Origin of the sequence: Lactobacillus sp. ESL0785 (assembly GCF_029395455.1) — a bacterium.
Lineage (GTDB): Bacteria > Bacillota > Bacilli > Lactobacillales > Lactobacillaceae > Lactobacillus.
This window is the reverse complement of sequence record NZ_CP113916.1, coordinates 1613595-1639612: the sequence shown is the minus strand read 5'-3', so window position 1 is coordinate 1639612 and position 26018 is coordinate 1613595. Positions and strand designations below refer to the sequence as shown.

The 26018-nt window shown below is 37.5% G+C and carries 26 protein-coding genes, 2 tRNA genes and 1 riboswitch; of the genes, 16 read left to right on the top strand and 12 right to left on the bottom strand.

Going from position 1 to position 26018, the window contains the following annotated elements:
- Window positions 1-22 precede the first annotated feature (22 nt).
- The 4 genes from OZY43_RS07780 to OZY43_RS07765 form a co-directional block, all read right to left on the bottom strand.
- Window positions 23-640: a hypothetical protein gene (locus tag OZY43_RS07780; RefSeq protein WP_277164695.1), complete on the bottom strand. Its 618-nt coding sequence runs from the start codon at window positions 638-640 to the stop codon at window positions 23-25.
- A 296-nt stretch (window positions 641-936) separates the two neighbouring features.
- A tRNA-Pro gene (locus OZY43_RS07775) sits at window positions 937-1010 on the bottom strand.
- A 5-nt stretch (window positions 1011-1015) separates the two neighbouring features.
- Window positions 1016-1089 (bottom strand) — tRNA-Arg (locus OZY43_RS07770).
- 145 nt (window positions 1090-1234) lie between these two features.
- Window positions 1235-2227, bottom strand: a complete 993-nt coding sequence (locus tag OZY43_RS07765) for a GMP reductase (RefSeq protein WP_277164693.1) — start codon at window positions 2225-2227, stop codon at window positions 1235-1237.
- 195 nt (window positions 2228-2422) lie between these two features.
- Here OZY43_RS07765 and OZY43_RS07760 point away from each other — a divergent pair, with 195 nt between their 5' ends.
- From OZY43_RS07760 to OZY43_RS07720, 9 genes are all read left to right on the top strand, one after another.
- Window positions 2423-3715, top strand: a complete 1293-nt coding sequence (locus OZY43_RS07760) for an adenylosuccinate synthase (protein WP_277164691.1) — start codon at window positions 2423-2425, stop codon at window positions 3713-3715.
- A complete protein-coding gene (gene purB / locus OZY43_RS07755; protein ID WP_277164689.1) occupies window positions 3715-5010 on the top strand; it encodes an adenylosuccinate lyase in 1296 nt (431 codons plus the stop codon). The genes OZY43_RS07760 and purB overlap by 1 nt, the downstream gene beginning before the upstream one ends.
- 151 nt (window positions 5011-5161) lie before the next feature.
- Window positions 5162-5617, top strand: coding sequence for a LytTR family DNA-binding domain-containing protein (locus tag OZY43_RS07750; RefSeq protein WP_277164687.1), 456 nt, complete (start codon window positions 5162-5164; stop codon window positions 5615-5617).
- Entirely contained in the window at window positions 5617-6378 is a 762-nt protein-coding gene (locus OZY43_RS07745; RefSeq protein WP_277164685.1) for a LiaF domain-containing protein, read from the top strand. Before OZY43_RS07750 ends, OZY43_RS07745 begins: the two co-directional genes overlap by 1 nt.
- A gap of 129 nt (window positions 6379-6507) precedes the next feature.
- Window positions 6508-6717 carry a helix-turn-helix transcriptional regulator gene (locus OZY43_RS07740; protein WP_277164683.1) on the top strand — a complete coding sequence of 70 codons (210 nt, stop codon included), beginning with the start codon at window positions 6508-6510 and terminating at the stop codon, window positions 6715-6717.
- Window positions 6717-7139, top strand: coding sequence for a hypothetical protein (locus OZY43_RS07735; RefSeq protein WP_277164681.1), 423 nt, complete (start codon window positions 6717-6719; stop codon window positions 7137-7139). The genes OZY43_RS07740 and OZY43_RS07735 overlap by 1 nt, the downstream gene beginning before the upstream one ends.
- 170 nt (window positions 7140-7309) lie before the next feature.
- A complete protein-coding gene (locus OZY43_RS07730; protein ID WP_277164679.1) occupies window positions 7310-8431 on the top strand; it encodes an NAD(P)-dependent alcohol dehydrogenase in 1122 nt (373 codons plus the stop codon).
- 25 nt (window positions 8432-8456) lie between these two features.
- The gene (locus OZY43_RS07725; protein WP_277164677.1) at window positions 8457-10100 is read left to right on the top strand and encodes an FAD-dependent oxidoreductase; all 1644 of its coding nucleotides are present in this window, start codon (window positions 8457-8459) and stop codon (window positions 10098-10100) included.
- A 17-nt stretch (window positions 10101-10117) separates the two neighbouring features.
- On the top strand, window positions 10118-11935 hold the full coding sequence (locus OZY43_RS07720; RefSeq protein ID WP_277164675.1) for an FAD-binding protein: 1818 nt from the start codon (window positions 10118-10120) through the stop codon (window positions 11933-11935).
- Window positions 11936-12065: 130 nt separating this feature from the next.
- On the opposite strand, the gene thiE is transcribed toward OZY43_RS07720, so the two are convergent.
- From thiE to OZY43_RS07700, 4 genes are all read right to left on the bottom strand, one after another.
- On the bottom strand, window positions 12066-12722 hold the full coding sequence (thiE, locus tag OZY43_RS07715) for a thiamine phosphate synthase (protein WP_277164674.1): 657 nt from the start codon (window positions 12720-12722) through the stop codon (window positions 12066-12068).
- Between the two features lie 14 nt (window positions 12723-12736).
- A complete protein-coding gene (gene thiD / locus OZY43_RS07710) occupies window positions 12737-13540 on the bottom strand; it encodes a bifunctional hydroxymethylpyrimidine kinase/phosphomethylpyrimidine kinase (protein WP_277164672.1) in 804 nt (267 codons plus the stop codon).
- 12 nt (window positions 13541-13552) lie between these two features.
- A complete protein-coding gene (gene thiM / locus OZY43_RS07705) occupies window positions 13553-14341 on the bottom strand; it encodes a hydroxyethylthiazole kinase (protein WP_277164670.1) in 789 nt (262 codons plus the stop codon).
- Window positions 14342-14425: 84 nt separating this feature from the next.
- A riboswitch (TPP riboswitch) is annotated at window positions 14426-14527 on the bottom strand.
- A gap of 103 nt (window positions 14528-14630) precedes the next feature.
- Window positions 14631-15596 carry an AEC family transporter gene (locus tag OZY43_RS07700; RefSeq protein WP_277164668.1) on the bottom strand — a complete coding sequence of 322 codons (966 nt, stop codon included), beginning with the start codon at window positions 15594-15596 and terminating at the stop codon, window positions 14631-14633.
- Between the two features lie 318 nt (window positions 15597-15914).
- Here OZY43_RS07700 and tenA point away from each other — a divergent pair, with 318 nt between their 5' ends.
- Both tenA and OZY43_RS07690 read left to right on the top strand, forming a co-directional pair.
- Complete coding sequence (gene tenA / locus OZY43_RS07695) at window positions 15915-16577, top strand: thiaminase II (RefSeq protein ID WP_277164665.1); 663 nt, start codon at window positions 15915-15917, stop codon at window positions 16575-16577.
- Window positions 16578-16666: 89 nt separating this feature from the next.
- A complete protein-coding gene (locus OZY43_RS07690) occupies window positions 16667-17578 on the top strand; it encodes a DMT family transporter (RefSeq protein WP_277164663.1) in 912 nt (303 codons plus the stop codon).
- 341 nt (window positions 17579-17919) lie between these two features.
- Here OZY43_RS07690 and OZY43_RS07685 read toward each other — a convergent pair whose 3' ends face one another.
- A complete protein-coding gene (locus OZY43_RS07685; RefSeq protein WP_277164661.1) occupies window positions 17920-18420 on the bottom strand; it encodes a hypothetical protein in 501 nt (166 codons plus the stop codon).
- A gap of 607 nt (window positions 18421-19027) precedes the next feature.
- On the opposite strand from OZY43_RS07685, the gene lepB reads away from it, so the two are divergent.
- Window positions 19028-19603 (top strand): signal peptidase I, encoded by a 576-nt coding sequence (gene lepB / locus OZY43_RS07680; protein WP_277164659.1) that lies wholly within the window; start codon window positions 19028-19030, stop codon window positions 19601-19603.
- A 39-nt stretch (window positions 19604-19642) separates the two neighbouring features.
- Here lepB and OZY43_RS07675 read toward each other — a convergent pair whose 3' ends face one another.
- Entirely contained in the window at window positions 19643-20308 is a 666-nt protein-coding gene (locus OZY43_RS07675; protein WP_277164657.1) for a cobalamin biosynthesis protein CobQ, read from the bottom strand.
- 158 nt (window positions 20309-20466) lie between these two features.
- On the opposite strand from OZY43_RS07675, the gene OZY43_RS07670 reads away from it, so the two are divergent.
- Window positions 20467-21060 carry a hypothetical protein gene (locus OZY43_RS07670; protein ID WP_277164655.1) on the top strand — a complete coding sequence of 198 codons (594 nt, stop codon included), beginning with the start codon at window positions 20467-20469 and terminating at the stop codon, window positions 21058-21060.
- A gap of 58 nt (window positions 21061-21118) precedes the next feature.
- Here the strand turns inward: OZY43_RS07670 and thiD (OZY43_RS07665) are convergent, their stop codons facing one another.
- The gene (gene thiD / locus OZY43_RS07665; protein ID WP_277166396.1) at window positions 21119-21934 is read right to left on the bottom strand and encodes a bifunctional hydroxymethylpyrimidine kinase/phosphomethylpyrimidine kinase; all 816 of its coding nucleotides are present in this window, start codon (window positions 21932-21934) and stop codon (window positions 21119-21121) included.
- Window positions 21935-22070: 136 nt separating this feature from the next.
- Between thiD (OZY43_RS07665) and glpK the strand changes: the two genes are divergently transcribed.
- Genes glpK through OZY43_RS07650 form a run of 3 tightly spaced genes read left to right on the top strand, consistent with a single transcriptional unit; the run spans window position 22071 to window position 24881 of the window.
- The gene (glpK, locus tag OZY43_RS07660; RefSeq protein ID WP_277164653.1) at window positions 22071-23573 is read left to right on the top strand and encodes a glycerol kinase GlpK; all 1503 of its coding nucleotides are present in this window, start codon (window positions 22071-22073) and stop codon (window positions 23571-23573) included.
- A gap of 34 nt (window positions 23574-23607) precedes the next feature.
- Window positions 23608-24381 (top strand): tyrosine-protein phosphatase, encoded by a 774-nt coding sequence (locus OZY43_RS07655; RefSeq protein WP_277164651.1) that lies wholly within the window; start codon window positions 23608-23610, stop codon window positions 24379-24381.
- Entirely contained in the window at window positions 24381-24881 is a 501-nt protein-coding gene (locus tag OZY43_RS07650) for an O-acetyl-ADP-ribose deacetylase (RefSeq protein WP_277164649.1), read from the top strand. Before OZY43_RS07655 ends, OZY43_RS07650 begins: the two co-directional genes overlap by 1 nt.
- Window positions 24882-24936: 55 nt before the next feature.
- Here the strand turns inward: OZY43_RS07650 and OZY43_RS07645 are convergent, their stop codons facing one another.
- Window positions 24937-26010 (bottom strand): P1 family peptidase, encoded by a 1074-nt coding sequence (locus tag OZY43_RS07645; protein ID WP_277164647.1) that lies wholly within the window; start codon window positions 26008-26010, stop codon window positions 24937-24939.
- Between the last annotated feature and the right edge of the window lie 8 nt (window positions 26011-26018).

Here is a 26018-nt window from a genome sequence, read left to right as displayed (position 1 = left end):
AATGTTCACTTTTTGCGTTGTCTTATTTAGGGTACGATCCAAGCAAAAGGGTTGGTAAATTAGCAAAGGAATTGTAGTTGCACCAAGCATTTAATTCTTTGATAGAAGTTTGTGCAATTTGTTTATTTTTGCCAGTTAGTTTGTCCGCCGCTGCTGTTACTGCTGCCATTTTTGCTTGTTGCTTTTTTGCATTAGTTTCACTGGTAACTGCAAGTTCAGCTTTGACTAGTGGGGTTAAGGCCCTTTTGCTTGCTAGGGTATTTGTAACACCATTTAGAAAGTTAACCCATGCTTTAACTTGGCCATCTCTGGAAACGATTTGGATCTGACAACCATTTTTGATAGCGTGAACTTGATCAATTTTGTACATAAGGTTTTTCTTAGCAATTCTGCGGACATGCTTATTACTATATAATTTACCGCCAATTTTATTTGCCATCCAAAAGTTAGTATTGGCTGCATCAGGACTAAGTTTGAAAACATAACCAGCGTGAGCTAGCTTTTTGGTCCAAGCTTTGTTTGACAGACTCTTACTTGTGTTAGCACTTACTTGTGTGGCTGTTATTTGTGAAGGCGCATAAACTGCAGTTGCTAATAATGTGCTGATAAGTGTAATTTTAGCTATTTTTTTAAGATTCATTTTGTTACTCCTAATAATATTTAAAAGTATTATTACATTTGTGTAACAATAATGCAATATTTATGTAAAAATATAACTAATTGAGAGCTCCTAATATGAAAATAAAAACTGCTACTCAGCTGTTAGCAGAAATTACTGCCCTGCTTGATAGTCTTAAAAGTAAATAACGCCCAATGGTTGCAAATTATATTATGATTTATTTGCGCTACAGCCTAGTGATCGCAATTTGGGCGGGGATTGACACAAATTTTTTATTAAAAAAACAGACTAGGTATCTAGTCTGTTTCTAACAATTATCGGGAAGACAGGATTCGAACCTGCGACCCCCTGGTCCCAAACCAGGTGCTCTACCAAACTGAGCCACTTCCCGTTTCATGCGCCCTGAAGGATTTGAACCTTCAACCTTCTGATTCGTAGTCAGACACTCTATCCAGTTGCGCTAAGGGCGCGACAACATTATTTTGAGTATAACATAATTATGCAGTTATGGCAAAATAAAAAGTCTTAGCACTGACTACCTAACAGCGCTAAGACAATTATCATTTTAACGGAAAAGCCGGGTTATTTCTACAAGAAATTATCATTTAATGAATTTTATTGATCACCATTTAAGATTGTGTTCTTAACGATCACGTAATCAACAAGTCTGATAGCATTCAATTTTTGTCCACCAGCATAAGAAATTGCTGATTGAAGGTCTTCCTGCATTTCAGTCAACGTATTAGCAATTGATCCACGATAGGGAACTAGCATTTGCTTACCTTCAACATTACGGTAAGCACCTTTTTGTACTTCTGAAGCTGAGCCCCAATATTGCTTATAAGTTTTACCATCGATTTTAATAACATTGCCGGGCGATTCTTCGTGACCTGCTAACATTGAACCAATCATGACCATGCTGGCGCCGAAGCGAACGGATTTAGCAATATCACCGTTGTGGCGAATGCCACCATCAGCGATAATTGGCTTACTGGCAACTTTACTACACATTCTGAGAGCAGCTAATTGCCAACCACCAGTGCCAAAACCAGTTTTGAGCTTAGTAATACAAGCACGACCGGGCCCAACACCAACTTTAGTAGCATCAGCACCTGCATTTTCTAACTCGCGAACAGCTTCAGGAGTAGCAATATTGCCGGCGGTTAAGAAAGTGTCTGGCAATTTATCTTTAATATATTTAATCATCTTGATGACGTAGATGGAATGACCATGAGCAACATCAATTGTAATGTATTCAGGAATAATGTCTTGTTTAACAAGTAAATCGATAAAGTCGTATTCACTATCTTTAATACCAACAGAAATTGAAGCAAAAAGTCCCTTTTCATGCATCATTTTAATGAAATCCAGCCGCTTCTCAGGCTGAAAGCGGTGCATCACATAGTAATAACCATTTTGGGCTAGCCAAATTGCTAAATTATTGTTAATAACACTTTCCATATTAGCTGGAACAACAGGAATCTTAAATGTTCGACTTCCAAACTTAATACTGGTATCAGCGTCATGCCGACTCTTAATAATTCCCTTGTTAGGTACAAGTTGAATATCATCGTAATCAAAGGCTTCCATACTAAAATAATTACTCATAATACAATCGACTCCTAAATCTTTATCTGTCTGAACGAGAGTAACTATAAGCGAATTTTTGGCACTTGTCAATATAAAATGCGAACTATTTAAAATTATTTGTTAAAAATAATTCGCATTTTAAATTGACTAACTTATTTTAAATTGCTAGACTAATTAGTGTGATATTTAGATATTTTTTATGAGGTGAACAAAATGACAGCAGTTGCAGTTGTTGGTAGTCAATGGGGCGACGAAGGTAAAGGGAAAATTACTGATTTTTTGAGTAAAGGAGCAGCATATGCAGTTCGCTCAAATGGTGGTAATAATGCTGGTCATACAATTGAAATTGACGGCCAAACTTTTAAGATGAGGTTAATTCCGTCTGGAATTTTTGCGGCAGACAAAGGTGCTGTAATCGGTAATGGCGTTGTAATTAATCCTGAGGTTTTGCTAGGTGAATTAGAAAATTTAGAAAAAAATGGGATTGACACTAGCAAGCTGCGAATTTCTAATCGAGCACACATTATCATGTCGTATAATATTAAACAGGATGAATATCAAGAAGAAGCGAAGGGTGCTAATAAAATTGGTACTACGAAGAATGGAATTGGACCAACTTACATGGATAAGGCCTCACGCATTGGCATTCGGGTGTGTGATTTATTAGAAAAAGATACTTTTGCTGAAAAATTACGGGCTAATTTAGCAGAAAAGAATGCTTTGTTTACTAAAGTTTATGGTAAACCAGCACTTAAATTTGCTGATATTTTTGATAAGTATTATGAATACGGACAAAAGATTAAGAAGTATGTTACTGATACGTCAGTGTTGGTTAATGATGCACTGGATAATCATGAAAAAGTTTTGTTTGAAGGGGCACAAGGGGTCATGCTGGATATTGATGAAGGTACCTATCCTTTTGTAACCTCATCAAATACGATTTCTGGTGGAATTGCTAGTGGTATTGGGATGGGTGCTAATCGGCTACACACGGTAATTGGCGTCTGCAAAGCTTATACGACAAGAGTTGGTGCTGGTCCATTTCCAACTGAACTACTCGATGCTACTGGGGATCGTATTCGTGATACAGCACATGAATATGGTACAGTTACTGGCCGGCCACGGCGAGTTGGCTGGTTTGACTCTGTTGCTTTGCGTCATGCTAAGCGCGTTGCCGGCATTAATGCTTTGAGCCTTAATCTGCTAGATATTTTTAGTGGTTTTGATACTGTAAAAATTGCAACCGCTTATGAGTTAGATGGACAAAAGATTGATTACTATCCTGCTAGTCTTAAGGAGCTTTACCGCTGTCAGCCAGTATATGAAGAATTACCAGCATGGCAAGAAGATATCACTGAGGCAAAAACATGGGCTGATTTGCCTGAAAATGCCCAAAAATTCTTAAAGCGCGTTGAAGAAATCGTTGGTATCCCGCTAGTGACGGTCTCTGTTGGCCCTGATCGTGAACAAACGATTGTTTTGAAAAATCCATGGGAAATTGACTAATGCTTGAACGTTACACACGTCCTGAAATGGGACAAATTTGGACAGATGAAAATAAATATGCTGCTTGGCTGAAAGTAGAAATTGCAGCAACTAATGCGTGGAGTGAACTTGGTGAAATTCCTGAGGCTGATGCCCTAAAAATTGCTCAAAATGCTAAATTTACACCGCAGCGAGTTGCTGAACTTGAAGAAATAACTCATCATGATGTAGTTGCTTTTACTAGAACCGTGTCAGAAAGTCTCGGCCCCGAAAAAAAGTGGGTTCACTTTGGTTTAACATCAACAGATGTAGTTGATACGGCCCAAGGTTATCTGCTGCAGCAGGCTGATAATATTATTCGCCAAGATTTACTGACACTAAAAAAGACAATTGCAACCAAAGCCTTGAAGTATAAGAATACGGTAGAAATGGGTCGCACGCACGGAGTCCAAGCTGAGCCAATAACTTTTGGCTTAAAATTGGCCCGGTGGTATGCCGAGATTAATCGGGATATTGATCGCTTTGAACATGCAGCTCGCGGTGTTGAATCCGGTAAAATTTCCGGTGCTGTCGGTACTTTTGCCAATGTGCCGCCAGAAGTTGAAGCTGGCGTGATGAAGCAGCTAGGCTTAACCCGTCAGCCGATTACTAGTCAAATTTTGCCTCGGGACTTACATGCAGAATATATTGCTACTTTGGCACTAATTGCTACTAGTATTGAAAATTGGGCCACGGAAATCCGCAGTCTGCAACGTTCGGAAATTCATGAAGTTGAAGAACATTTCCGTGCAGGGCAGAAAGGTTCTTCAGCGATGCCGCACAAGCGTAACCCAATTGGCTCAGAAAATCTTTGTGGTATGGCGCGAGTTTTACGCGGTAATATTGTGACTGCTTATGAAGATGTAACTTTGTGGCATGAACGGGATATTTCACATTCAAGTGCTGAGCGCGTGATTTTACCAGATACGACAATTGGTATTGATTACATGCTTGATCGGTTCAATCGTATTTTGACTAATCTTGACGTCTTTCCAGAAACGATGCTCAAGAATATGGATAAGACCTATGGCCTAATTTATTCACAAAGAGTGCTACTAAAATTAATTGATAAGGCAGGTTTATCACGAGAAACGGCCTACGATTTGGTACAAAAATTGACTACTAAGTCATGGCAAGAAGGTATTTCGTTTAAAAAATTAGTTGAAAACAGTCAGATTATGAATTATTTATCAAAAGCTGATGTGGCAGATGCCTTTGACTATCACTATCATTTACGTCATGTAGATGAGATTTTTCATCAAGTTGGATTAGAATAAAAAGACGGACCTATTATGGTCCGCCTTTTTTAATGTAATTGATTAAGGATACTGTGTCACTTGCGCAAGTAAAGTGACCACTTATGTAATTGCACTAGCTTTTGCTGGAAAATGAGTGTTTAATAAAAAACATGAAAGGCAGGTGAGAATCATGAAAGTTAAAATCGACTTAGATGCGGAAGTAAATGAACCGATAGTCACGATTCATGCCAAAGATTTGACGCCAGAAGTTGAGCGTGTTTATCGCCAATTGCAAGAAGTAAGTCAAAGGCCGGAGCAGCTTGAGTGTTACAAGGATGATGTGTCGTATTACCTGAATTTGAATGATATCTTATTCTTTGAAACAGAAGGTCGACAGGTAATTGCGCACACGCAGCGGGATTCATTTAGTGTTAACTATAAATTATATGAATTGGAAAATTTGTTAAGTAGCCAATTTACACGTGTTTCTAAATCAACGATTTTAAATTTAAAGCAGGTATACGCGTTAACTAGATCACTTTCAAATTGCCAAGTGCACTTTCATGATACTTATAAGACTGTTTATGTTTCCCGTCATTATTATCATAGTTTAAGTGATCGGTTAAATGAGAGAAGGTCATTGTAATGAAAAAGCAAAAGATCAGAGAAATATTTTGGGGTATTGGTTTATTAGGAGCAGCGGCTTTCTTAGTTGTGAATCAGCTGAATCTGTTTTCATTTCGATTAAGTTTCTGGACAATCTTTTGGACCATCATTTTTGGGGCATGCTTAATTGAGGGATTAGCTAATCGCAGTATTGGCGGCAGCGTTTTTTCAATTGCATTCTTATTAATTATTTATGCTAAACCACTTAAAATTACGCGGATTGTACCGTGGACGGTTCTTTTAGCGGCGTGTCTGATTACGGGCGGCTTACATTTGTTGTTTGTACGGACTTGGCATCACGCACATGTGTATATAAATGGTCATAAAGTTGATGGCAGTTGGTCAAAAATGAATACCGAAAAGTCCTTTCATGCAGATCATGTTTTTAATAGCAGCAGTCAAGATGTTGATGAAGAAGATGTTGTTGTCAACCAAAAATTATCAGATGTTTCGCGTTATGTGCACTCACAGAATTTGCAAAGTGTTACGATTAACTCACTAATGGGAGATGCTAATGTTTATCTTGATGCAGCGCAAGCTGCTACAGATACAGTACTGGTAAATGTTAATGCTTCAATGAGTGACGTTTCAATTTATATTCCGTTATCATGGTGCGTTGATGATCAGATGATGTCAACTTTTGGGGATGTTGAAATTAATGGTACTTCAAATGGTGGCGGTCCAACTTTGGTATTGACTGGTAATAGCAAATTTAGCGATGTAAATATTAATTATGTTTAAATAATAGCTGTTTGAAAAAAACAGCTATTTTTTAATACTTCAATACTTGCGTTTATTTTATTTTTATAATAATATGAAGTTGGCTTCACATGAAGTACACTTCATATAAAGACTTTAGAGATGAAAATTATGCCAAATTTGGTTAAGAAATTACGTTTAGAATATAAAATGACTCAAGAAGAACTTGCTAATCAAGTTGATGTTACTCAACGAACAATTATTTCAATTGAAAAGGGAAAGTATAAGCCGTCATTACTGTTGGCATATAAGTTAGCAGTGTTTTTTAATAGCAGTATTGAGGATTTGTTTTGTTTAAAGGACTATTTGGAGAATAATTGATGAAGAAAAAATTATTGCGAAATGTTGCCTGGGAATTATTGTTTTTAATTGGCGGTTTAAGTGAAATATTTATGGGAGTTCAGGATCATGATGGCCTTTTTATAGCTAAGCATCTTATTTGGGCAGTTGTGTGCTTTATCTGTGCTGCTGGCTGCTATTTCAATGCGAAAGATATTAAAAAAGGTAAGCGTGATGAGTGGGATGATGACGAACGCAATCGCTATATTAACAATATTGTTGATGCACGGGTACATAAATGGATGACCAGGTTAGCTTTATGTTTTTTTGCGATTTTTGTTTTACTGTATAATCAGTATAAAAATACAGTTTGTTTAGGAATTGCTGCTATTTCACTCATATATTGGAATATCGATTGGATTTTGCAGGTGATTTTTGGCATAATTGAAGAACAAAAAAATTAACTTAAATTTTTTAAGCACAAGTAATACTTATTTATAAGTATTACTTGTGCTTTTTATATTTGGTTCGAAATATATAATCTTAAATTATGTTTTATTGTAAGCGGTTATGTGATAAAGTAAACTTGTCTAAAGGAAAAATTATTTTAATTTATATCGAGGAGGTAATTATCATGAAAATTAAAGCAGCTGTTTTAAATGAACAAGGAAAAGATTTAGATTTAGAAGAAGTTATTTTAGATGAACCTAAGAGCAATGAGGTTTTAATTAAAACTATTGCATCAGGGATTTGTCACAGTGATATTGAATTTCAAGATGGTGGTTTTCCAATTAAGTTACCAGTGATTTTAGGTCATGAAGGTGCTGGAATAGTTGAAAAAGTCGGCTCGAATGTAACTGACTTTAAAAAAGGTGATCATGTTGCAGTTGGCTTTGCTTCTGATGGTACATGTCGGTTTTGTCGGGCTGGTTTACCGGGATCATGTGTTAACTTTAACAAATTAAATACCAGTGGTGGTCCGATGCGTGATGGAACTTACCGACTGCATAAGCAGAACGGCCAGGATATTGGTAATTTCTTTGGTCAGTCTTCTTTTGGCGATCATATTGTTGCTGATGTTAACAATTTAGTTAAGGTTCCTACTGATCTTGATTTGCGGCTTGTAGGACCTCTTGGCTGTGGCTATATGACTGGTGCAGGAACGGTTATAAATTCGCTAAAGCCAGAAATTAATTCTAATTTGGCAGTTTTGGGAACAGGTTCGGTTGGCCTTGCGGCTATTATGGGAGCAGCAGTTTCTAATTGTAAGCATGTAATTGCAATTGATAAGAATGATCAGCGCCTAGAAATGGCTAAGGAATTTGGGGCAACTGATACGATTAATAATACTAAAGTTGACATGATTAATGAAATTAACCGGATTGTTGGTTCTGAGGGCTTGAACTATGTAGTTGATACTACTGGTGAACCTGATGTAATGAAAGCTGGGTTAACAGCTCTTACAATTAAAGGGCAATTTGCAGTAGTTGCAATGGGAACAAAGACAATTAAAGAACTTAGCCCAATGATTGATTTACTGTCATTTTCAAAAGATATTAAAGGTGTAATTGAGGGTGATTCAATTCCACAAGAATTTATTCCAGAATTAATTGATCTTTACCGGGCAGGAAAATTCCCGATTGATAAATTAGTTAAGTTTTATAAACCTGAAGATATCAATCAAGGAATTAAAGACTCGATTAGTGGCAAGACAATTAAGCCAATTATTGTTTTTGATGAGCAATATCATGTTTAAAGTTGAAAAAGAATAGGATATTAAAATGATTAAAGATGGAATATTTGAAGCAGCAGCTCAAGGGCATAATGCTGCTATTAAGGTCGAAGTTTCACTTGCAAGTAATAAAATAACAAGTGTTAAAGTTACTAAACATCAAGAAACAGCATTGCTTTCTGAAAATGCTTTGCAATTGATCCCCAAAAAAATCGTAGCCAACCAATCAACTGAAGTTGATGCAATTACAGGAGCAACATTTACGTCTAATGGGATTTTGCATGCCACAAGAAAAGCTCTAACAGAAGCTGGCGCAGCTGCTAGTGATTTTACTGGTGCAGAAAAAATTGTTAAGAAAGCTCATGAGCTTAAGACGGATGTAGTAGTTCTGGGTACAGGATTAGCTGGATTAAATGCTGCAATTACAGCCAAAGAAGCTGGTGCTGATGTTGTTTTAATTGAAAAAACAGGACGAATGGGCGGTAATTCAGTAGTTTCAGGTGGCTTTATGTATGCTACTGGTAGTAAATTTAATAAAGATCAAGATAATGATCCTGAAAATTTACTGCAATTTTATGAAGATTTTGCTAAAAAAGATGGCGGGACAGTTAATCATGATTTAGTAAAGACAATTGCTGATCATTCAGCAGCAGCAGTTAACTATTATGCAGATAAATATGGTGTCGAATTTACTGCAATGCCACTAGGAATTTCTAAAAAGCCGCGGACACATATTAACTTTAAGCTAGGACCAGTAGCGATTATGGCACCAGTTATGAACCGCATTAAAGAATTAAAAATTCCGGTTTTATATAATCAAATTCATGAGGAAATTGTAACAACAGCTGGTAAAATTGCGCAAGTAATCACAACAGGCAAGTATGATGATTACACAATTGCCTGCAAAGCAGTTGTAATTGCAGTTGGTGGTTTTGATGGCTCGCGAAAAACTCGTGATAAGTATGCGCCAAGTGCTAAAGGTACTCGGTCAATGTCAACTCCTTATAATGATGCAGATTATCTTGAACTTACTAAGAATTTACATGCAGCTTCTGAATTTAAAGACGGTGTCATGGGGATTATGACGGCTAATTATTTGTCAGTTGGTGGCGCTGCAAATTCATTAGTTGTTTTAGGTAAGGCTTTGGCTGTGAATAATTTAGGTAAAAGATTTACTAAAGAGGGCCAGCATTATTCCTTAATGTATAATGATGCGTTAAAGTCTACTGGAAATAAATTCTTCTGGATTTTTGATAAAAATAATGCTTCTTACAAGGCAGCCAGTCAAATTCCAGAGGCCAAGCAATGTGCCACACTGGAAGATGCAGCACAAGTTATTGGCTGTGATAGTGCAACCCTTAAGGCAACCATTGATCGTTATAATTCTTTTGCTGGTAAGAAAGACACTGATTTTGGTAGAGAAGATATCCAATCTGTAGCTAAAGAAGGACCATATTATGTAATTGAGGGTTATCCAACAACCGTTGCTGGCTTTGGTGGTTTGAAGATTAATCCTGCCGCTGAAGTTTTGGATACTGCTTCTAAACCAATTGCCGGTGTTTATGCAGCTGGAGAATCTGCAACTGGGCAAATCTTTGTTCATACTTATCCATCAACGGGAACAATGTTGACGACGTGTACAGTCTTTGGTCAGATTGCTGGTAAAAATGCTGCTGCGTATGCCAAAAAATAGTAATTGAGGTTATAAATGTGATTGTTAATAAAAATACATATTATGATGCAAGTTATGATGTTATTGTGTTAGGTTTTGGTGGTGCTGGCGCAACTGCTGCCCGATTTGCTGCTGATGCTGGGGCAAAAGTATTACTTGTTGATTCTGCTCCTGAAGGTCACGAGGGTGGTAATACAAGATATGCTGCTGAATTAGTTGGTTATAGCAGTAATGAAGCTGATTATCGTGCTTATTATGAAAGTTTAGCGCAGCATTTTACAATTGATTCTAAAATTGAAAATACCGTTGTTTACGGTATTACTCACATGAAAGAATATTTTAAACAATATTTAGGTGTTGATCACCCGGTTAGTTATCGGAAGATTCTAGGTCTACCTGATGAAGCTGTGATTGCTGATCACTCTGATCTTCCGGGCGCTAAAAGTTATGACATGATTACGTTGAAACCGGGAATTTTTAATGCTTCTTTGTGGAATGTTTTACGGCAAAATGTATTAGATCGTAGTGATCAAATTGATGTTTGGTATTCAGCACCAGTTAAACATTTATTGCAAACGCCCAATCGTAAAGTCGTTGGTGCTCAAATTGAACGCGATCACGTCTTGTTAAATATTTTTGCGAAAAATGGTGTGGTCTTGACAACTGGTGGTCTTGAAAATAATCCACAGAAGATTCAAGATTATATTGGTTCTCATAAATTGGTGCCTTTAGGCTCACTTTATAATAAAGGTAAAGGGATTGATTTAGCTCATGAAGTAGGTGCTGATATGTGGCACATGTCAATGTATGCTGCCGGTGGGATGCAACAGAGTTTTGCTTTCTATGAACCGGGAATGAAGCGGGCTCCTTTTTATATGGGTAATCCTGTTTTTAACTCTGGCAGTATTTTTACAGTTGGGGATGATGGTACACGTTACTTTAAAGAGGATCAACTTGCTCGTGAAGGTTACGTTGAAAATCATGGTTCATGGTATAAGCCACTCAATCCAATTCATCCTTACATGGTTTTTGACCAAAAGCAATATGATAAAATTAGTGCCATTAAGACTTTCCCTGATAATAAAGCATTAAATTCAGTTGTTAAAGCAGAAACAATCGCTGATTTAGCAGCTAAAATGGGTGTTACAGGTGAAAAATTGCAAGAGACAGTTACTGAATTTAACTTCTTTGCCCAAAAGAAGCATGATTATGCCTTTCACCGTGCACCTGAAACTCTAGAAGCATTTTCTGAGGCTGGTCCTTATTATGCTGTTCCTCTTGTACAGACAATTGGCTGGTCACAAGCTGGTCCAAGAAGAAATGCACGTGCCGAAATTCTTGATCCTGATCAGCAACCATTGCCACATTTATATGGTGCTGGAGAATTAGGTAGTAATATGTCTAACCTTTATCAAGGTGGGTCAGATTTAGCAGATTGTTTGATTTTTGGTAAAATTGCAGGTCAAAACGCTGCACATCCTAAGGATGATTTTGAAGAGTGTGTTGGTAATTGTGAAACTGCTAAATTAGAAAGAGCAGTACCAATACAGACCTTAACTTCAGATATTAAAAAAGAAGAATATCCTACAGGACCTAACCAATATATTGGTAAGTCAGCTGAAGGTATGGGTGATGAAATTGTTGTTCGCGTAACTGCTGATCAACAAAAGAATTTGAAAAAAATTGAAGTATTGAAACAAGCAGAATCGGACGATTACGGTCAAAAGGCGATTAAGGAATTACCAAGTAAAATGGTTAATGAAAATACAGTTGATGTTGATGCGATTTCAGGTGCGTCTAATACTACACGTGGCTTGAAAGCAGCGGTAAATGATGCGTTAGCTAAAATTAATTAACTGTATATTTTAAGAGAAAATAAAAAGATCTAATAGAGTAAATGATATGAATCCCAAAATCAGTTGTCCTAATTTTAGAGTTCAGATCAAAATCTATTAGATCTTTTTTTATAAATTATAATTAATTATTCTAATATTGCCATGGTGCAGTAAGCATAGCCTTAACTGTTTGCTTAATATTTTTGCTTTGAGCAATCATCGAAATGACGCTAGCTCCAGCAACCCCTGTCTGAGCAATTGCCGGTAGGTCTGGAACTCTGATTCCACCGATAGCAACAATTGGCCGTGAAGTATGGTGAATTAGTTGGCTAAGTCCAGTTGTCCCAATTTCAGGATCAGCATCAGCTTTTGAATGAGTAGTAAAAATTGGGCCGCTGCCGTAATAATCAATTCCGGTAATTTGATTAGCTTGCTGGACTTCGGCTAAAGTTGAACAGGAATAGCCCACAATCATTTGTTTACCAACTTCGGCGACTACTTGGGTAATAGCCTCATCACTTTGCCCCACATGGATACCTTCAGCGTGGACTTTTTGGGCTAATTCGACATCGTCATCAATGAAAAATGGTACCTTGTATTTTTGACAAAGTTGGTGCAATTTCTGCGCCATAGGTAAGCGGTCTTGAGGTTTTAAAGTTGAACCAGCACCTTTATCACGAAATTGAAAAGCTGTAATGCCGGCTTTTAAGGCTTCTTCAACGATATCTGGCAGTGTTTTGCCAGCTGGTAGATCTTGACTACCACAAATAAAATAGGCGTGTAAAATTTTAGAATTAAATTTTGACATAATTTTTCCTTTCTTTATTTAGCCCAATGATTGAGCGGGCCGTGACCATGGCCAACTTGAATTGTTTGTTCAATGGTTTTGGTAACGTATTGTTTGGCTAATTTAATTGCTTCAGGCAAAGTATGGCCTAAAGCCAGCTGAGACGTGATGGCTGCGGCTAGTGTGTCACCAGTGCCGTGTGTTCGCTTGGTATGTGTTCGTGGACTGCTGACCCAAAAGCTAGAACCGTCCTCTAGCAAGGCAAAGTCGCGAACTTGTTCATCAGTTGAGTGACCACCTTTAATCAAGACATTTTTAACGCCTAGAGCTTGTAATGAATGAGCTAAATTTGGATATTGTTGCTCATTAGTGACTTTTATGCCAGTTAATACCTGTGCTTCTGGTAAATTGGGTGTTATTAAGTTGGCGAGAGGTAAAAGTTCAGTTTTTACGGTTTCAACTGCATCTGCACTTAACAAGTGGGCTCCACCTTTAGCGACCATGACTGGATCGACAGTAATCGGTCCAAAGTCATATTTTTGCAAGTTTAAGGCAACTTGGTGAACATGTTCGGCATCACCGAGCATACCAGTTTTAGTCGCGCGAATATTAAAGTCTGCTGCTAAAGATGCACATTGTGCGTCAATCATCTCAAGCGGAAGCAAGTGTGATGCCTGTACACCGAGAGTGTTTTGTGCGGTGACAGCTACTACGACGGCAGTGCCGAAAACGCCTTGCATTTGAAAAGTTTTCAGATCGGCCATAATTCCGGCACCACCACCTGAATCAGTTCCGGCAATTGTTAGAACTTGGGGAAATGAATTAATTTTGGTTGCCATAAGATACTTCCTTTAATCATAATCAGCAATTTTTTCAATATCAGTAGTTTTTACTTTAGCTAAATAGTCCATTAAGTACATGCTAAAACTACCAGGGCCAACATTAGGATGGTCTTGAACTAATAATTGTCCTGTTGCTCCAAAAATTAAAGTGGCAACTTGAGCAGCTTCAAAAAGGTTGTTAGTTACAGCACTAAAAGCAGCTACAATACTGGTTAGCATGTCGCCTGAACCAACGTGTACCTGGAAGAGAGGGGTGCCATTATGCACATGAACCAGATTGTGACCATCACTAATAGTGTCAGTAGCGCCACTGGCAATAACTACACAATGGTATTTCTGGGCTACTTTTTTGGTAATTTCATCAAGGTTGCCAGTACCAGAACCAGCATCTATTCCTTTAGCATGCCAATTAAATTCACCTAAAGCAGCAATTTCACCAGCATTACCGCGAATAATTCCGACGTGAAAGTTCCAGAGTAGATCTTGAGCGATATTCAGTCGATAACGTACAGCACCGATCGCTACAGGATCAAGCACGATCGGCTTACGATATTCTCGAGCCAAATCACCCATTTTTTTCATGTGAGCAATTTGCAACTTAGTTAAGCTGCCCATGTTAATAGCCACAGATGAAGCCATGTTGACCATTTCATCAGTTTCATCGATTTCATTACTCATAATTGGGGAAGCACCAATTGCATTTAAGCCATTAGCAACATCTTGAACAGTCACAAAGTTAGCTGCATTGAGTACAACAGGATTTTGCTTACGTAATTTATCTAATAATTCTAACTGCATAATTCTCTCCTAAAATTAATTGGAGGAGTGCTTAGAACTACTGTTAGCAAAATAAAAAGCTTTAACGCAGAAAACGTCAAAGCTGAAGTTAGTTTGACACGTTCCTTGCGCAAGTATTGGCTTACAGGTTCAAAGGGTCCGAAATAAAATTTCATCTCAGCCTAAAAGGCACCCCTCGTGTTATCGCTTTCAAGTATAGACGATTTTATTAGAGAATACAAATAAAAATGTCCAACTTTATTTAAGTTGGACGGTCATAAAATTTATAAATGTGTAAATGCTGATGAAGTTAGATAAATTGTAAAATAGTCATTAAAATTGGGACAACGATAATAAATAAAATGGTGCTTTCAACTACAATATTAGTTGCATACTTAACATCACCGTGTGATTCGTTAGCTAAAATTGGTAAAACAGCTAGCATTGGTGTTGCTGATTGCACAATTAAAGTCTGTCGCATCAAGCTTGGCATGTTAAAGCCGGCGCTCATTCCGATTTTAATTAAGGTAATTAAAATGATTGGTGAAAGGATAAAACGGCCAATTAAAGCTAAGATTGAATCACGGTCAAACTTAACATTTTTAATTCCAGCATCGTGCAAGACAATGCCAATATAGACAAGTGAAAGTGGAGTTACTAAGTTGCCAACGTAAGTTAGGGTAGAGTTAAGGAAGCTTGGTACGGGGATACCTAATAACATCCAGACTAAAGCAACCACAAAGCCAACAAGCGGCATAGGCAATAATTTTTTCCAATTAATTTTGTGGCTGACCTTCTTATCCTTAGTGGTTGGGTCATCGTTTTGAATTAAGAAAACGCCGAAGGCCCAAGTAGAAACGGTATTAATAATATAGTAAACTAAAAAGTACGACATTGCCTTGTCGCCAAACAGAGCCATGTTAAGCGGCATGCCAATAAAGATTGTATTGGCATTAACCACGGCGTTCATGAAAATTCCCCGTCGTCCTGCTTTGATCTTGAAAACCTTAACGCAGAGCCAAGCAATGATGTAACCGATAATTACGCCTAATGCTGGGAACAATAATTCGGTTGATAATTGCAATAAGCTGTTACGACTTAGGTTCTTCATTACAGCAGTAAAGATTGAAGCTGGTAAGGCAATTTTAGTAATGATACTTGAGATTTCTTTGCCAAATGAATCATCAATCCAATTGAATTGTTTGAGTAAAAAGCCTAGAGTCATGATTAAGATAATTACGACAACGCTTGATACAGATGTTAAAAAGACTTGCATTAAAAGTTTCCTTTCTCTGTAGTTGAATTAATATTTAGGTACCCATTTTGTCTTTTGAATGGCTTTTTAGGATATTGGTGATATTTAGTGCCAGGTCAATGGCAGTTGGGCTGCCTTTACGCCAATTAAGTTAGAAAAATTTTGCTTAAGAAAACATAATTCCAATTTTATAATTGCCTATTAAGTATAATACAATAAGTATTTTTAATAGCAACAATTTTACATTTTGGAAGGTCAATGAAACATTATCTAAAGATAATAAGTATTACTATTTTACTTAAAACGGTGTAACTTTTAGATTGTTAAGAAGGTAAGAAAATGGAAAAATTTACAGATCAACTTTATCAAATTGTAAGTGGTTTATGGCATCAAAGTATGGTTCATCCATTTGTTCAGGAATTGAGTAGCGGGCAACTTCCACTGACTAAGTTTCGTTTTTATTTACTGCAAGACCAGTATTATTTGCATGAATTTAGCCAGTTTCATCAAGCAATTGCAGCGAAGACGGATAATAAGTTGGCAAAAAAATTTTTGTTAGCTAGTGTGCAGGACTTGCATGATTGTGAGTTAACGATACGTACACACTTTTTTAAGCAATTAAAAATTACAGCAGCTGAAGTTGCGCAAACGCCAATAGCACCAACAGCGTATGCCTATGTTAATCATTTAAATATGACTTTGAACCATGCTGGGATTGGTCCAGCAGTGGCAGCAGCGGTGCCATGTTATTGGTTGTATCAAAAAGTAGGTCAACAACTAGCAGTTGCTGGTTCACCAGTTTCTTATTATCAAGAGTGGATTGATACTTATGACGGTGATTGGTATGCGATTAACGTTAAGCGAATTTTAAGGTTGACTAATATGCTGGCAGAATCGGGTACGGCAGCTGATCGGCATGAAATGCAGACAGCTTTTGTTCGCAGCAGTTACTATGAATTGCATTTTTGGCAGATGGCATATGAAGAAGAAAAATGGTTGTAAATAAAAAGTTCAAACCACTGGTTGTTGCTGGCTTGAACTTTTTGGTATGATAGATAAGATTGAAAATAGAAAAGAGGAAAGCGTACAAAATGGTTACAAATAAGCAGCGTCATCTGTGGGCTTTCTTAGCAGGATTAGCTTGTGTGATGTGGGGAATTTCGGGCCTATTTGCCAAGTCACTTTTTAACCTTAGTTCAGAAATTACGCCGATTTGGTTAACACAAATTCGGATGGTTGTTTCTGGCTTTGTGTTATTGCTGGTAGCAGGAATTGTGAGGCAAAAGCCGATAGCGACAATGAAGAACAAGCATGATGCGGGTATAATTATTGCATACGGCATTCTTGGCTTGTTACCAGTACAATTGTTTTATTTTATTACCGTGCAAAAAGCAAATCCGGCAATTGCAACTATTTTACAGTTTATTGGGCCCTTCTTTGTAATGGGGTATTTAATTATTAGACACCAACAAACGTTACGGCGACTTGATTTATTGGCAGCAATTACTGCATTTATTGGTGTTGCCTTACTGGCAACACATGGTGATTTTAGTCACTTAGCAATTACACCTGAAGTATTAATGTGGGGAATGCTAGCCGCAATTGGAGTTGCGACTAATACCTTGATTCCAATTAATGTATTGCAGCGCGTTTCAAGTTTAGTAGTTACGGGTTGGGGGTTACTTTCTGCCGGAATTTGTCTGACGATTATTCATCCTGTGTGGCCGCATATTAGATTAACTGCACAAGTTTGGCTGTCAGTAGCAGTGGTAATTGTGATTGGTACTTTGATCCCGTTTCAATTAATGACAAATTCGCTGCGCTTTATAAAGGCTTCGACGGCTAGTTTACTTGATGCTTTTGAGCCATTTTCGGCAACAATTGGTTCGGTTTTGTGCTTTGGCTTAATAATGACACCACTTGATTGGCTGGGGGCAGTGCTGGTAGTAATTGCGGCAATGGCACTGAATATTACACCGAAATCAAAAAATAAAATTGAGTAGCAATTTGTAAAGTGTGAAAAGTTAGGCAACAACCTAGTTAGTTGATGTCTATTTTTTTACTTTTAATTTAGAAAATAAAGTTAACTATTGAAATTTACAAACTAATGGGAAAAGTATATTATTGTTTTCGAGGATGTTGATATAGCTGGGATCTTTTACTGTATTCCCCACGTGTGTGGGGGTGATCCTACAGTTAAGCGAGCTCAAACTTTGGCTAAGTTGTATTCCCCACATGCGTGGGGGTGATCCTACATCAGCTGTTGACAAAGGCACTGGGATTACAAGAGTAACATCTACAAGCATTAACCAGCTTGTAAAGTTCTTGTCAAAGGCTTTTTTAATTATTTAAGGGATGAATTATCTTTGAAGTAACGAGCAAGACCATTATCTTTTATTGTTCCATACATATTATTTATACGATTTAATTGTTTAATGCTTCTAGAAATACTCAAGAATTGTTTACCGCCTATTGTTGCAAGTCGAGTATACCAATATTTATATACAGGAGGATTCGGTAGTGGCCCATTAGAAAAGGCATAACTAACCCTTAAACGATAAAAGTTTTTATAGTTGGGTATTTTTTTAACTGTCACAACCTTGCCAATGTATTCGTCAGTTTGAAAGTGGCTCATAATTATATAGTGCTTGTTTATTGTTGTGACCATGCAAGATTTAAATTTCGGCTTTTTTAATTTATAAGAATAACTAATATCATTTACCCAAGTTTTCCTTAGAATTCTAGGAGTAGTAACTGTAGCGCTAACTTTATTAGTTGGAAAAAGTATTCCACCCATTAATGCTATGCTCAAAGCTACAGTTACTATTTTTATTTTTAATTTCATTTGATGAACAAACCTCCTGTTAGACAGTATATTCTATTTACTAAATTCGTTAAAAATGGTATGCTTAAATTAATAAGTATTAATTAATATTGCTAGTAAAAATAGCTATGATTAAAGTGAGGGAGTATCACTTTTATATGTATCAAGTATTGCTTAAATAAGATTTATAATTTCGCCGCTACTGTACCGGCAAAAGCATTACGTTTTGAAAAAATATATGTACAGATTTTTCTCAGAGATTAATTGATCAGGGTGGATATACTACTGAATTTGAAGGTGTTCAAGCTATGAGATATAAAGATATTTGTTTAACAATTTTTCATCATTGTGATAATGAAGATTAAATTAATCGTTTAAAAGAAGCATAGGAGTTAATTTAGCTACATTAAAAAGCTCAAGTTTTCCTTGAGCTTTTATTTTCACATGATAAATAGAGTTAAATTTATTAATATTTTTTGCTTGCCTTTGCTATTTTATTAATGTTTTTGAAGTATAATATTTTGGTAGGAATAAAGCTATTGATGGTTGGAATGTAATGCCCGATACTCACCGTCAAAAAGGTATCAAATTAATTCTACTAATTTTTGAATAAAGGAGACAATAAATAATGGCTAAAAAGGTAAATAACCAAACTGCTGATGAGGAAAGTTGGGGGCAATTTTTCTTAAAACTTGTGGCGATGATGGTGATTATTTCAGGCGCGACGTTATTGATTTTTTCGTATTTTCTTTCAAATAATCGTGTTTCTGGTGCATCAATGCAGCCAAATTTTGAAAATAATGAGCGTCTGATTTCACAGCGTCATTTTACACCTCAGCGGAATCAAGTAGTAGTTTTGCGTGCACCTAAAGCAGCGCAAGATGTCCCAGGTACCTTTTATGTTAAGCGAATCATTGGTCTTCCGGGTGATAAAATTGTTTCTAAAAATGACAAGATGTATGTTAATGGTAAGCTTTTACCAGAGCCATATTTAGAGAATAATTTTAAAAAGATTGATAATGATGCTGGGACAACTTATACTACTAATTTTACTTATCATGTACCTAAAGGTACTTACTGGGTAATGGGAGATCATCGTGATATTTCAAAAGATTCGCGCTTTTTTGGTTCAATTAAGCGAAGTGCATTGATTGGTAAAGTCACGGTTAGATATTGGCCACTTAATCGAATTCAGCATTTTTAACTTATGAAAACAAAAAGCCTGAACAAACTTAGGCTTTTTTTATTTAGTTATTCGTTCATGATGCCAGTCTAAGACCATCTTGACGATTGCTTGTGCTACGTTCAAGTTCCGCAAAATCGGGCCGTGAGAATAGGTACCAATGAAATTATGATAATGTAATCCTTCAAGACCATCTTGAGGATTGTTGCCATAACCGGCAATCATTTTACCTAAAGGCTTTAGCGTAGGATCATCGAAATAGGTCTGACCTGAATGGTTTTCAAAGGCTGTAACTTCACCCCATTCAGTCGTGTAATGAGTATCGCCAATCATGCGCTTATCAGCTTTGAAGACAGTATGGAAGGGTAAGATATCTAGCCCTTTAATCATGGTGCCACCAATGGTTTGGTAATAAGTACCGACAAGTTGGTAGCCGCCACAAACGCCCAACATGGGGTGACCAGCGTTAATATAAGCAGTCAGAGTTTCTTTATGGCGCGGTAAATCCTTGGCGACAACAGTTTGTTCAAAATCTTGCCCGCCGCCAAAAAAAACAAAGTCATAATCAAAGGCATTAAACGGATCGCTTAAGGAAACATTGTCGATTTGGGTGGTATAATTTTGCTTTTTTAATAAGTAACGGATGATTTTAACATCGCCGGAATCACCGTAAGTATTCATTAAATCTTCGTACAAGTATGCAATTTTAATTGTCTTATCTGCCATGCGTTCTAAACCTCTCATCTTGCTTTCAAGTATATCTTAAAGCCTGGCTGAGAGCAAAAGAAATATTTAGGCTTGCCATGCTTAATCTTGAAGATAATTAATGTGTTAATTTTTGGTAGTGGTATAATTAATACTATAGTAAATAAAAGGAGGATATTATGAAACATTCAAAATTAATGACAATGCTTGCAGCTGCTGCAGTGATTGCAACAACTGGTGCTGGGTTAGCAACTACAGTTCAAGCCAAAACTGTTAAAGTTGTCAAGCATAGTAAAACAGGTTCACATTCTTTCCCCAAGAAGTGGGACGGTAAGTGGTATAGCAGTAGTATTTTAACTCCTGATCCATTGGTGATTAAGGCCGATAGCTTTAATTCACTAGGTGCTGAGGAAACTGTTAAGATGACTAAGGTCAGTGATGCAGCAAGTACCGGCAAGGCTACTGCACAGATTACTAACGTTAAGCAAGATCCAAGTTTGGCTGCTTTGAATGCGGCTGCTACTGGTACAAAGAAAAAGATTGGTAACACAACATGGTCAATTGTTAAGCCAGCTGGTAAAAAAACAACCGATGATACTGCTTTTACAATGAAAGTAGAGAAGATTAATGGCAAGAAAGTTCAAGTTTTGCTTGAAGCCCAACCAGATACTGGTAAGGTATATAACCAATATTTCAGATCTAAAAAGTTAGCCAAAAAGTATGGCAATCGTCATTTTAAGAATATTAGTTATACGGAAATTAATTATAGATAAACAAAAAGCGGCAATTAGTAGTTCAGCTATTAATTGCCGCTTGTATTTTAATATCAGGTTACTTAACATCTTGTTGTGCAGCAAAATGATTAATTGGGCCATACTTTGACCCAACAGCAATTGGGTGGGCAATTGCTTCATAAGTAAAATCTTTAGCCGTGGCAACACTAGCCAAGATTGACTTGCCTTTAGCCAGTTCTGCGGCGATAACAGCGGAAAGGGTGTCCCCGGTTCCGTTAATTCGGTCAGTGTTAATGTATGGCTTACTGAATTCGTGGAATTGACCATCTGCAGTTAAAAGTATGTCAGTGACTGTACTTTGTTCGCTATTATCATGCCGGCCTTTCATGAGTACATTTTTAGCGCCCATTTTCTGCAATTTTAAAGCACCTTGTTTAATTTCCGCTTGATTAGCTAACTTTAATCCAGTTAGCTTTTGTTGTTCATAAAAATTGGGTGTAATAATATCAGCAAGTGGCAATAACTCAGTTAGAAATGCTTGGTAGGCATCATCGTCAAGCAAGGTATTGCCATGCTTAGTCATAATTACTGGGTCAAGTACAATCTTGCCCATCTGATACTTGCGTAAGTTGCTGGCTACACAATTAATCACTGCCTTATTGGCCAACATTCCCGTTTTTAGGGCATTAATCTGAAAATCATCGTTTAAGACATCAAATTGTTTTTGGATAAAAGCAAGTGGCATTACTTCTTGAGCATAGATACCGGTAGTATTACCGGCAACGGCAGCAGTTAATAGTCCCATGCCGTAAATTCCCCGTGCATAAAATGAATGTAAATCAGCGGTCATACCAGCACTGCCATCACTGTCATTTCCCGCAATTGTTAAAGCAATAAGTTCTTTTTTCATAATACTGCCTTCTTTTTAATCAAAGTCTTACCACACAGTATAACTTAAAATAGGGTTAATGCTATAATTATTTCTTGTAAAAACACAATTGGATAAGTAAAATTATATTAAAACCGCTTTCTTAAGAAAGGATATAATTATGTTAAAAAAGTATGTGATGGCAATTGACGAGGGTACAACTTCAACTCGGGCAATGATTATTGATCATCAGGGCAAGAAAGTTGCGTCATCGCAAAAGGAATTTCCACAATATTTTCCCCAACCTGGTTGGGTTGAGCACAAGGCTGAAGAAATTTGGCATGCTGTGCAGACAACAATTGCTAATGCGATTATTAATTCGGGTCTGCGGCCTGAGCAAATTGCCGGTATCGGAATTACTAATCAAAGAGAAACAACTGTTATTTGGGATAAAAAAACAGGTAAGCCAATTTATAATGCGATTGTGTGGCAATCACGGCAAACAACTGCTTTAGCTGAAAAGCTGAAAAAAGCTGGTTACAGTAAGATGATTCATAAAAAGACGGGCCTCATTATTGACCCGTACTTTAGTGCAACGAAAATTCGCTGGATTTTAGACCACGTTGATGGCGCTCAAGAAAAAGCTGAAAATGGCGATTTACTGTTTGGGACGATTGATTCATGGCTATTATGGAAGTTAACTGATGGCGAGATACATGTAACTGACTATACTAATGCTTCAAGAACAATGCTTTTTAACATTCATGATTTAAAGTGGGATGATGATATTCTTAAAATACTGAACATTCCTAAGAAAATGCTGCCAGAAGTTAAGTCAAACTCAGAAATTTATGGTTATACCAAGTCTTATACCTTTTTTGGTGGGAAAGTGCCAATCTGCGGGATGGCCGGTGATCAGCAGGCAGCACTTGTAGGCCAACTTGCGCTAAAGAAGGGTATGGTTAAGAATACTTATGGCACGGGTTCATTCATCGTGATGAATACTGGTGAGGAACCGACTGAGTCTGATAATAACTTATTAACTACGATTGCCTATGGGATTAACGGTAAGGTTTCTTATGCACTTGAGGGTTCTGTCTTTGTTTCTGGTAGTGCAGTTCAATGGCTGCGCGATTCAATGAAAATGATTAAGACGGCGGCAGAATCAGAATCAGCAGCACGTGCATCTAAATCAGAAAATGAAGTATATGTGGTACCAGCATTTACGGGCTTGGGTGCGCCATATTGGGATTCTGAAGCACGTGGTTCTGTCTTCGGTGTTACACGTGGAACAGATAGGAATGACTTTATTAAGGCGACGCTGCAGTCGCTTGCTTACCAAACTCGAGACGTTGTTGATACAATGCAGATTGATTCTGGAATCGATATTCCGACGTTGCGTGTCGATGGTGGCGCCTCTAATAATGATTATCTTTTACAATTTCAAGCTGATATTTTAGGAATTAAGATTGATCGCTCAAAAACGCTTGAGACAACAGCAATGGGGGCTGCCTTTTTAGCTGGTCTTGCGGTTGGCTATTGGAAAGATGTTGATGAACTGAAAAATATTTTTGTTGTTGGTAAGACTTTTGATGCACAAATGCCTAAAGAAGAACGTGAGCGACTTTATGCAGGCTGGAAGCGAGCAGTTAAGGCTACTCAAGTTTATGCCCATGGCGAGTAGCAATGGTGATTTAAGGGAAAAGAAGTGAGAACCAATGGCACATCAGCGAATTGTTGCTTTAGATGGACCGCTAAACTTTAGGGATGTTGGCGGCTACCAGAATTCGGTTGGTCAGACGGTTAAATGGAATAAAATTTATCGCTCGGACTCATTAAGTTCACTTACACCACATGACCAACAAAAACTGGCGGATTTGCACGTTACAGTTGATTGTGATTTGCGTTCAGCATATGAAAAAGAGACTTCTCCTGATAAGTCATGGTTTAAACGCGAATTTGTTGATGTTCCCGTTTACTCCGAGGATATTGCGGATCAGCAAAATGACCGTAAGGTGTACCGCTTTTTGCATCATATTCCAGATATGAAGGATAATTTTATTGGGCGGATATACCAGCAGACACTCCTTAGTCCCCATAGTCAGGATATTTTTACTCAGATTTTTGCGCAATTATTGGAATTACCAGAAGATGAGGCACTTGTCTATCATTGTAGTGCCGGCAAGGATAGGACGGGCATGGTATCTGCTCTGATTTTAATGGCGTTAGGTGTTGATGATGATACCATTGCTCGTGATTATTTGTTAACTAATGAGTTATATGATTTTGCTATTTCGCGACAGTTGCCGAGTAATGACGATATTTCTAAAATGGTTGCTAAGATGAATGTTACTAAAGGTGAAGGAATTGCCATTCGCGGCATTACGGAAACCATTCGTGGCGGTTGGGGCGACTTTGCCAATTTCTTTCAAAAACAGTTGGGTTTTACTGCAGATGATTTGATGCAATTAAGGCGGATGTATTTAGAATAATGACGAAAATCAAAATTATTCAAGCTGATATTACTACATTAAAAGTTGATGCTATCGTTAATGCGGCTAATAAGACTTTACTTGGTGGCTTAGGTGTTGACGGAGCGATTCATCAGGTAGCTGGGCCAGAGTTACTCACGGAATGCCGGAAGTTACATGGTTGTGAAACGGGTCAGGCCAAGATAACGCAGGGGTATCATCTACCAGCTAAATTTGTGATTCATACAGTTGGACCAATTTATTCAGGTAGAGCCAGTGATGATTCGTTTTTACGAACTTGTTACAATAATTGCCTTAACTTGGCTCAAGAATATAATTTACATAGTATTGCTTTTCCGGCAATTTCAACAGGTGCTTATGGCTTTCCTGCACGACGTGCAGCAATGATTGCTTTTCAAGCAGTTAAGGAGTGGCTTAGAAAAAATGATACATACAAAATAGAAGTAATTATGTGTGCTTTTGATGCAAAAACTGCTGCACTTTATCAAACTCAAATATAAAAATAAGCTATGAAACATTTACGTTTCATAGCTTATTATGTTAGCGAGATTATAATTAAAGTCCTAATTGCTCCTTTAACTTGATTGCATCTGGATCGTCACCCAACTCGTTTAATGCATCTGGTAAACCGTAAACTGGTTTACCATCGCAATTGATGAAAGTCTTGCCGTGAGCTAATGAACTTAGAATAGCTTCATTAACAATGTCAACAGTAACTCGGAAGTAGCGGTCAATCTTGTCATCAGTGATTGCTTGAATTGAGCTGAGTTCGTTTTCTGGGAAGTGACTTACGCGATTAGCAGTTGAAAAGGCAAGCGTGATTTCGCCGCTGCCATTACCGGTAAATGAACCGCTGCGGGTAATACCAACGCTTGAGCGGCGTGCAATTCGTTTTAGTTGTCGTGAATTGAAGGGAATATCGGTAGCGATAATCGTGATAATACTACCTTTTTCCTTGTCCTTCTTCATTTGGGCAATTTTCTTACCAATATGTTCACCATAAATGTTCAAGTCTTCGCCAAAGCCAAAGTTGGACATAACTAATGCACCCATCGTGAAAGTTTTGCCGTCGATTTCAATTTGTCTTGAAGCCGATCCAATACCACCTTTTAAGTCGTAGCAGCACATACCGGTTCCGCTGCCGACAGGACCTTCTTCAAATGTAGTGGCGGCTGCTGTAAAGGCAGCGTTAACGTCATCTTCAGTGACGCCAAGATCACGAATATGGTTGATGGTACTGTCATTACATTCCATAATAATTGGGTTAACACTACCAGTAGTTGTACCAATTTCAGGATTTTCCTTTAGCATGCGTTTGACTAAGGCAGTGTAGGCAGTACCGACACTTAAGGTATTAGTTAAAACCAGTGGCGTTTCAATAGTACCAAGTTCTTCAACTTGCACTAAGCCTGTACTTTTACCAAAACCGTTAATTACTTGGACAGCCGCTGGCATTTTCTCTCTAAAAATATTATCTTGGCAAGGCTTGATAATCGTTACACCAGTATTTAATCTATCGTTAATTAAAGTTTTATGGCCCACGGTAATTCCAGCTACGTCTGTGATTAAATTCTTCGGTCCTCTTTGAGCATCACTCAATGCATTTAAAAGTGGTTTATTAAGTCCCATTATTGTTA

Bases quoted from the DNA above. Each gene is read 5' to 3' on its own strand.
- OZY43_RS07655 (WP_277164651.1), top strand. From the start codon at position 23,608: ATGGCACATCAGCGAATTGTTGCTTTAGATGGACCGCTAAACTTTAGG.
- glpK (WP_277164653.1), top strand. From the start codon at position 22,071: ATGTTAAAAAAGTATGTGATGGCAATTGACGAGGGTACAACTTCAACT.
- OZY43_RS07700 (WP_277164668.1), bottom strand. From the start codon at position 15,596: ATGCAAGTCTTTTTAACATCTGTATCAAGCGTTGTCGTAATTATCTTA.
- tenA (WP_277164665.1), top strand. From the start codon at position 15,915: ATGGAAAAATTTACAGATCAACTTTATCAAATTGTAAGTGGTTTATGG.
- OZY43_RS07670 (WP_277164655.1), top strand. From the start codon at position 20,467: ATGAAACATTCAAAATTAATGACAATGCTTGCAGCTGCTGCAGTGATT.
- OZY43_RS07685 (WP_277164661.1), bottom strand. From the start codon at position 18,420: ATGAAATTAAAAATAAAAATAGTAACTGTAGCTTTGAGCATAGCATTA.
- OZY43_RS07760 (WP_277164691.1), top strand. From the start codon at position 2,423: ATGACAGCAGTTGCAGTTGTTGGTAGTCAATGGGGCGACGAAGGTAAA.
- OZY43_RS07730 (WP_277164679.1), top strand. From the start codon at position 7,310: ATGAAAATTAAAGCAGCTGTTTTAAATGAACAAGGAAAAGATTTAGAT.
- OZY43_RS07780 (WP_277164695.1), bottom strand. From the start codon at position 640: ATGAATCTTAAAAAAATAGCTAAAATTACACTTATCAGCACATTATTA.
- OZY43_RS07735 (WP_277164681.1), top strand. From the start codon at position 6,717: ATGAAGAAAAAATTATTGCGAAATGTTGCCTGGGAATTATTGTTTTTA.
- OZY43_RS07745 (WP_277164685.1), top strand. From the start codon at position 5,617: ATGAAAAAGCAAAAGATCAGAGAAATATTTTGGGGTATTGGTTTATTA.
- OZY43_RS07750 (WP_277164687.1), top strand. From the start codon at position 5,162: ATGAAAGTTAAAATCGACTTAGATGCGGAAGTAAATGAACCGATAGTC.
- thiE (WP_277164674.1), bottom strand. From the start codon at position 12,722: ATGTCAAAATTTAATTCTAAAATTTTACACGCCTATTTTATTTGTGGT.
- OZY43_RS07765 (WP_277164693.1), bottom strand. From the start codon at position 2,227: ATGAGTAATTATTTTAGTATGGAAGCCTTTGATTACGATGATATTCAA.
- thiM (WP_277164670.1), bottom strand. From the start codon at position 14,341: ATGCAGTTAGAATTATTAGATAAATTACGTAAGCAAAATCCTGTTGTA.
- OZY43_RS07645 (WP_277164647.1), bottom strand. From the start codon at position 26,010: ATGGGACTTAATAAACCACTTTTAAATGCATTGAGTGATGCTCAAAGA.
- OZY43_RS07675 (WP_277164657.1), bottom strand. From the start codon at position 20,308: ATGGCAGATAAGACAATTAAAATTGCATACTTGTACGAAGATTTAATG.
- OZY43_RS07690 (WP_277164663.1), top strand. From the start codon at position 16,667: ATGGTTACAAATAAGCAGCGTCATCTGTGGGCTTTCTTAGCAGGATTA.
- thiD (WP_277164672.1), bottom strand. From the start codon at position 13,540: ATGGCAACCAAAATTAATTCATTTCCCCAAGTTCTAACAATTGCCGGA.
- OZY43_RS07725 (WP_277164677.1), top strand. From the start codon at position 8,457: ATGATTAAAGATGGAATATTTGAAGCAGCAGCTCAAGGGCATAATGCT.
- lepB (WP_277164659.1), top strand. From the start codon at position 19,028: ATGGCTAAAAAGGTAAATAACCAAACTGCTGATGAGGAAAGTTGGGGG.
- OZY43_RS07740 (WP_277164683.1), top strand. From the start codon at position 6,508: ATGCCAAATTTGGTTAAGAAATTACGTTTAGAATATAAAATGACTCAA.
- purB (WP_277164689.1), top strand. From the start codon at position 3,715: ATGCTTGAACGTTACACACGTCCTGAAATGGGACAAATTTGGACAGAT.
- OZY43_RS07650 (WP_277164649.1), top strand. From the start codon at position 24,381: ATGACGAAAATCAAAATTATTCAAGCTGATATTACTACATTAAAAGTT.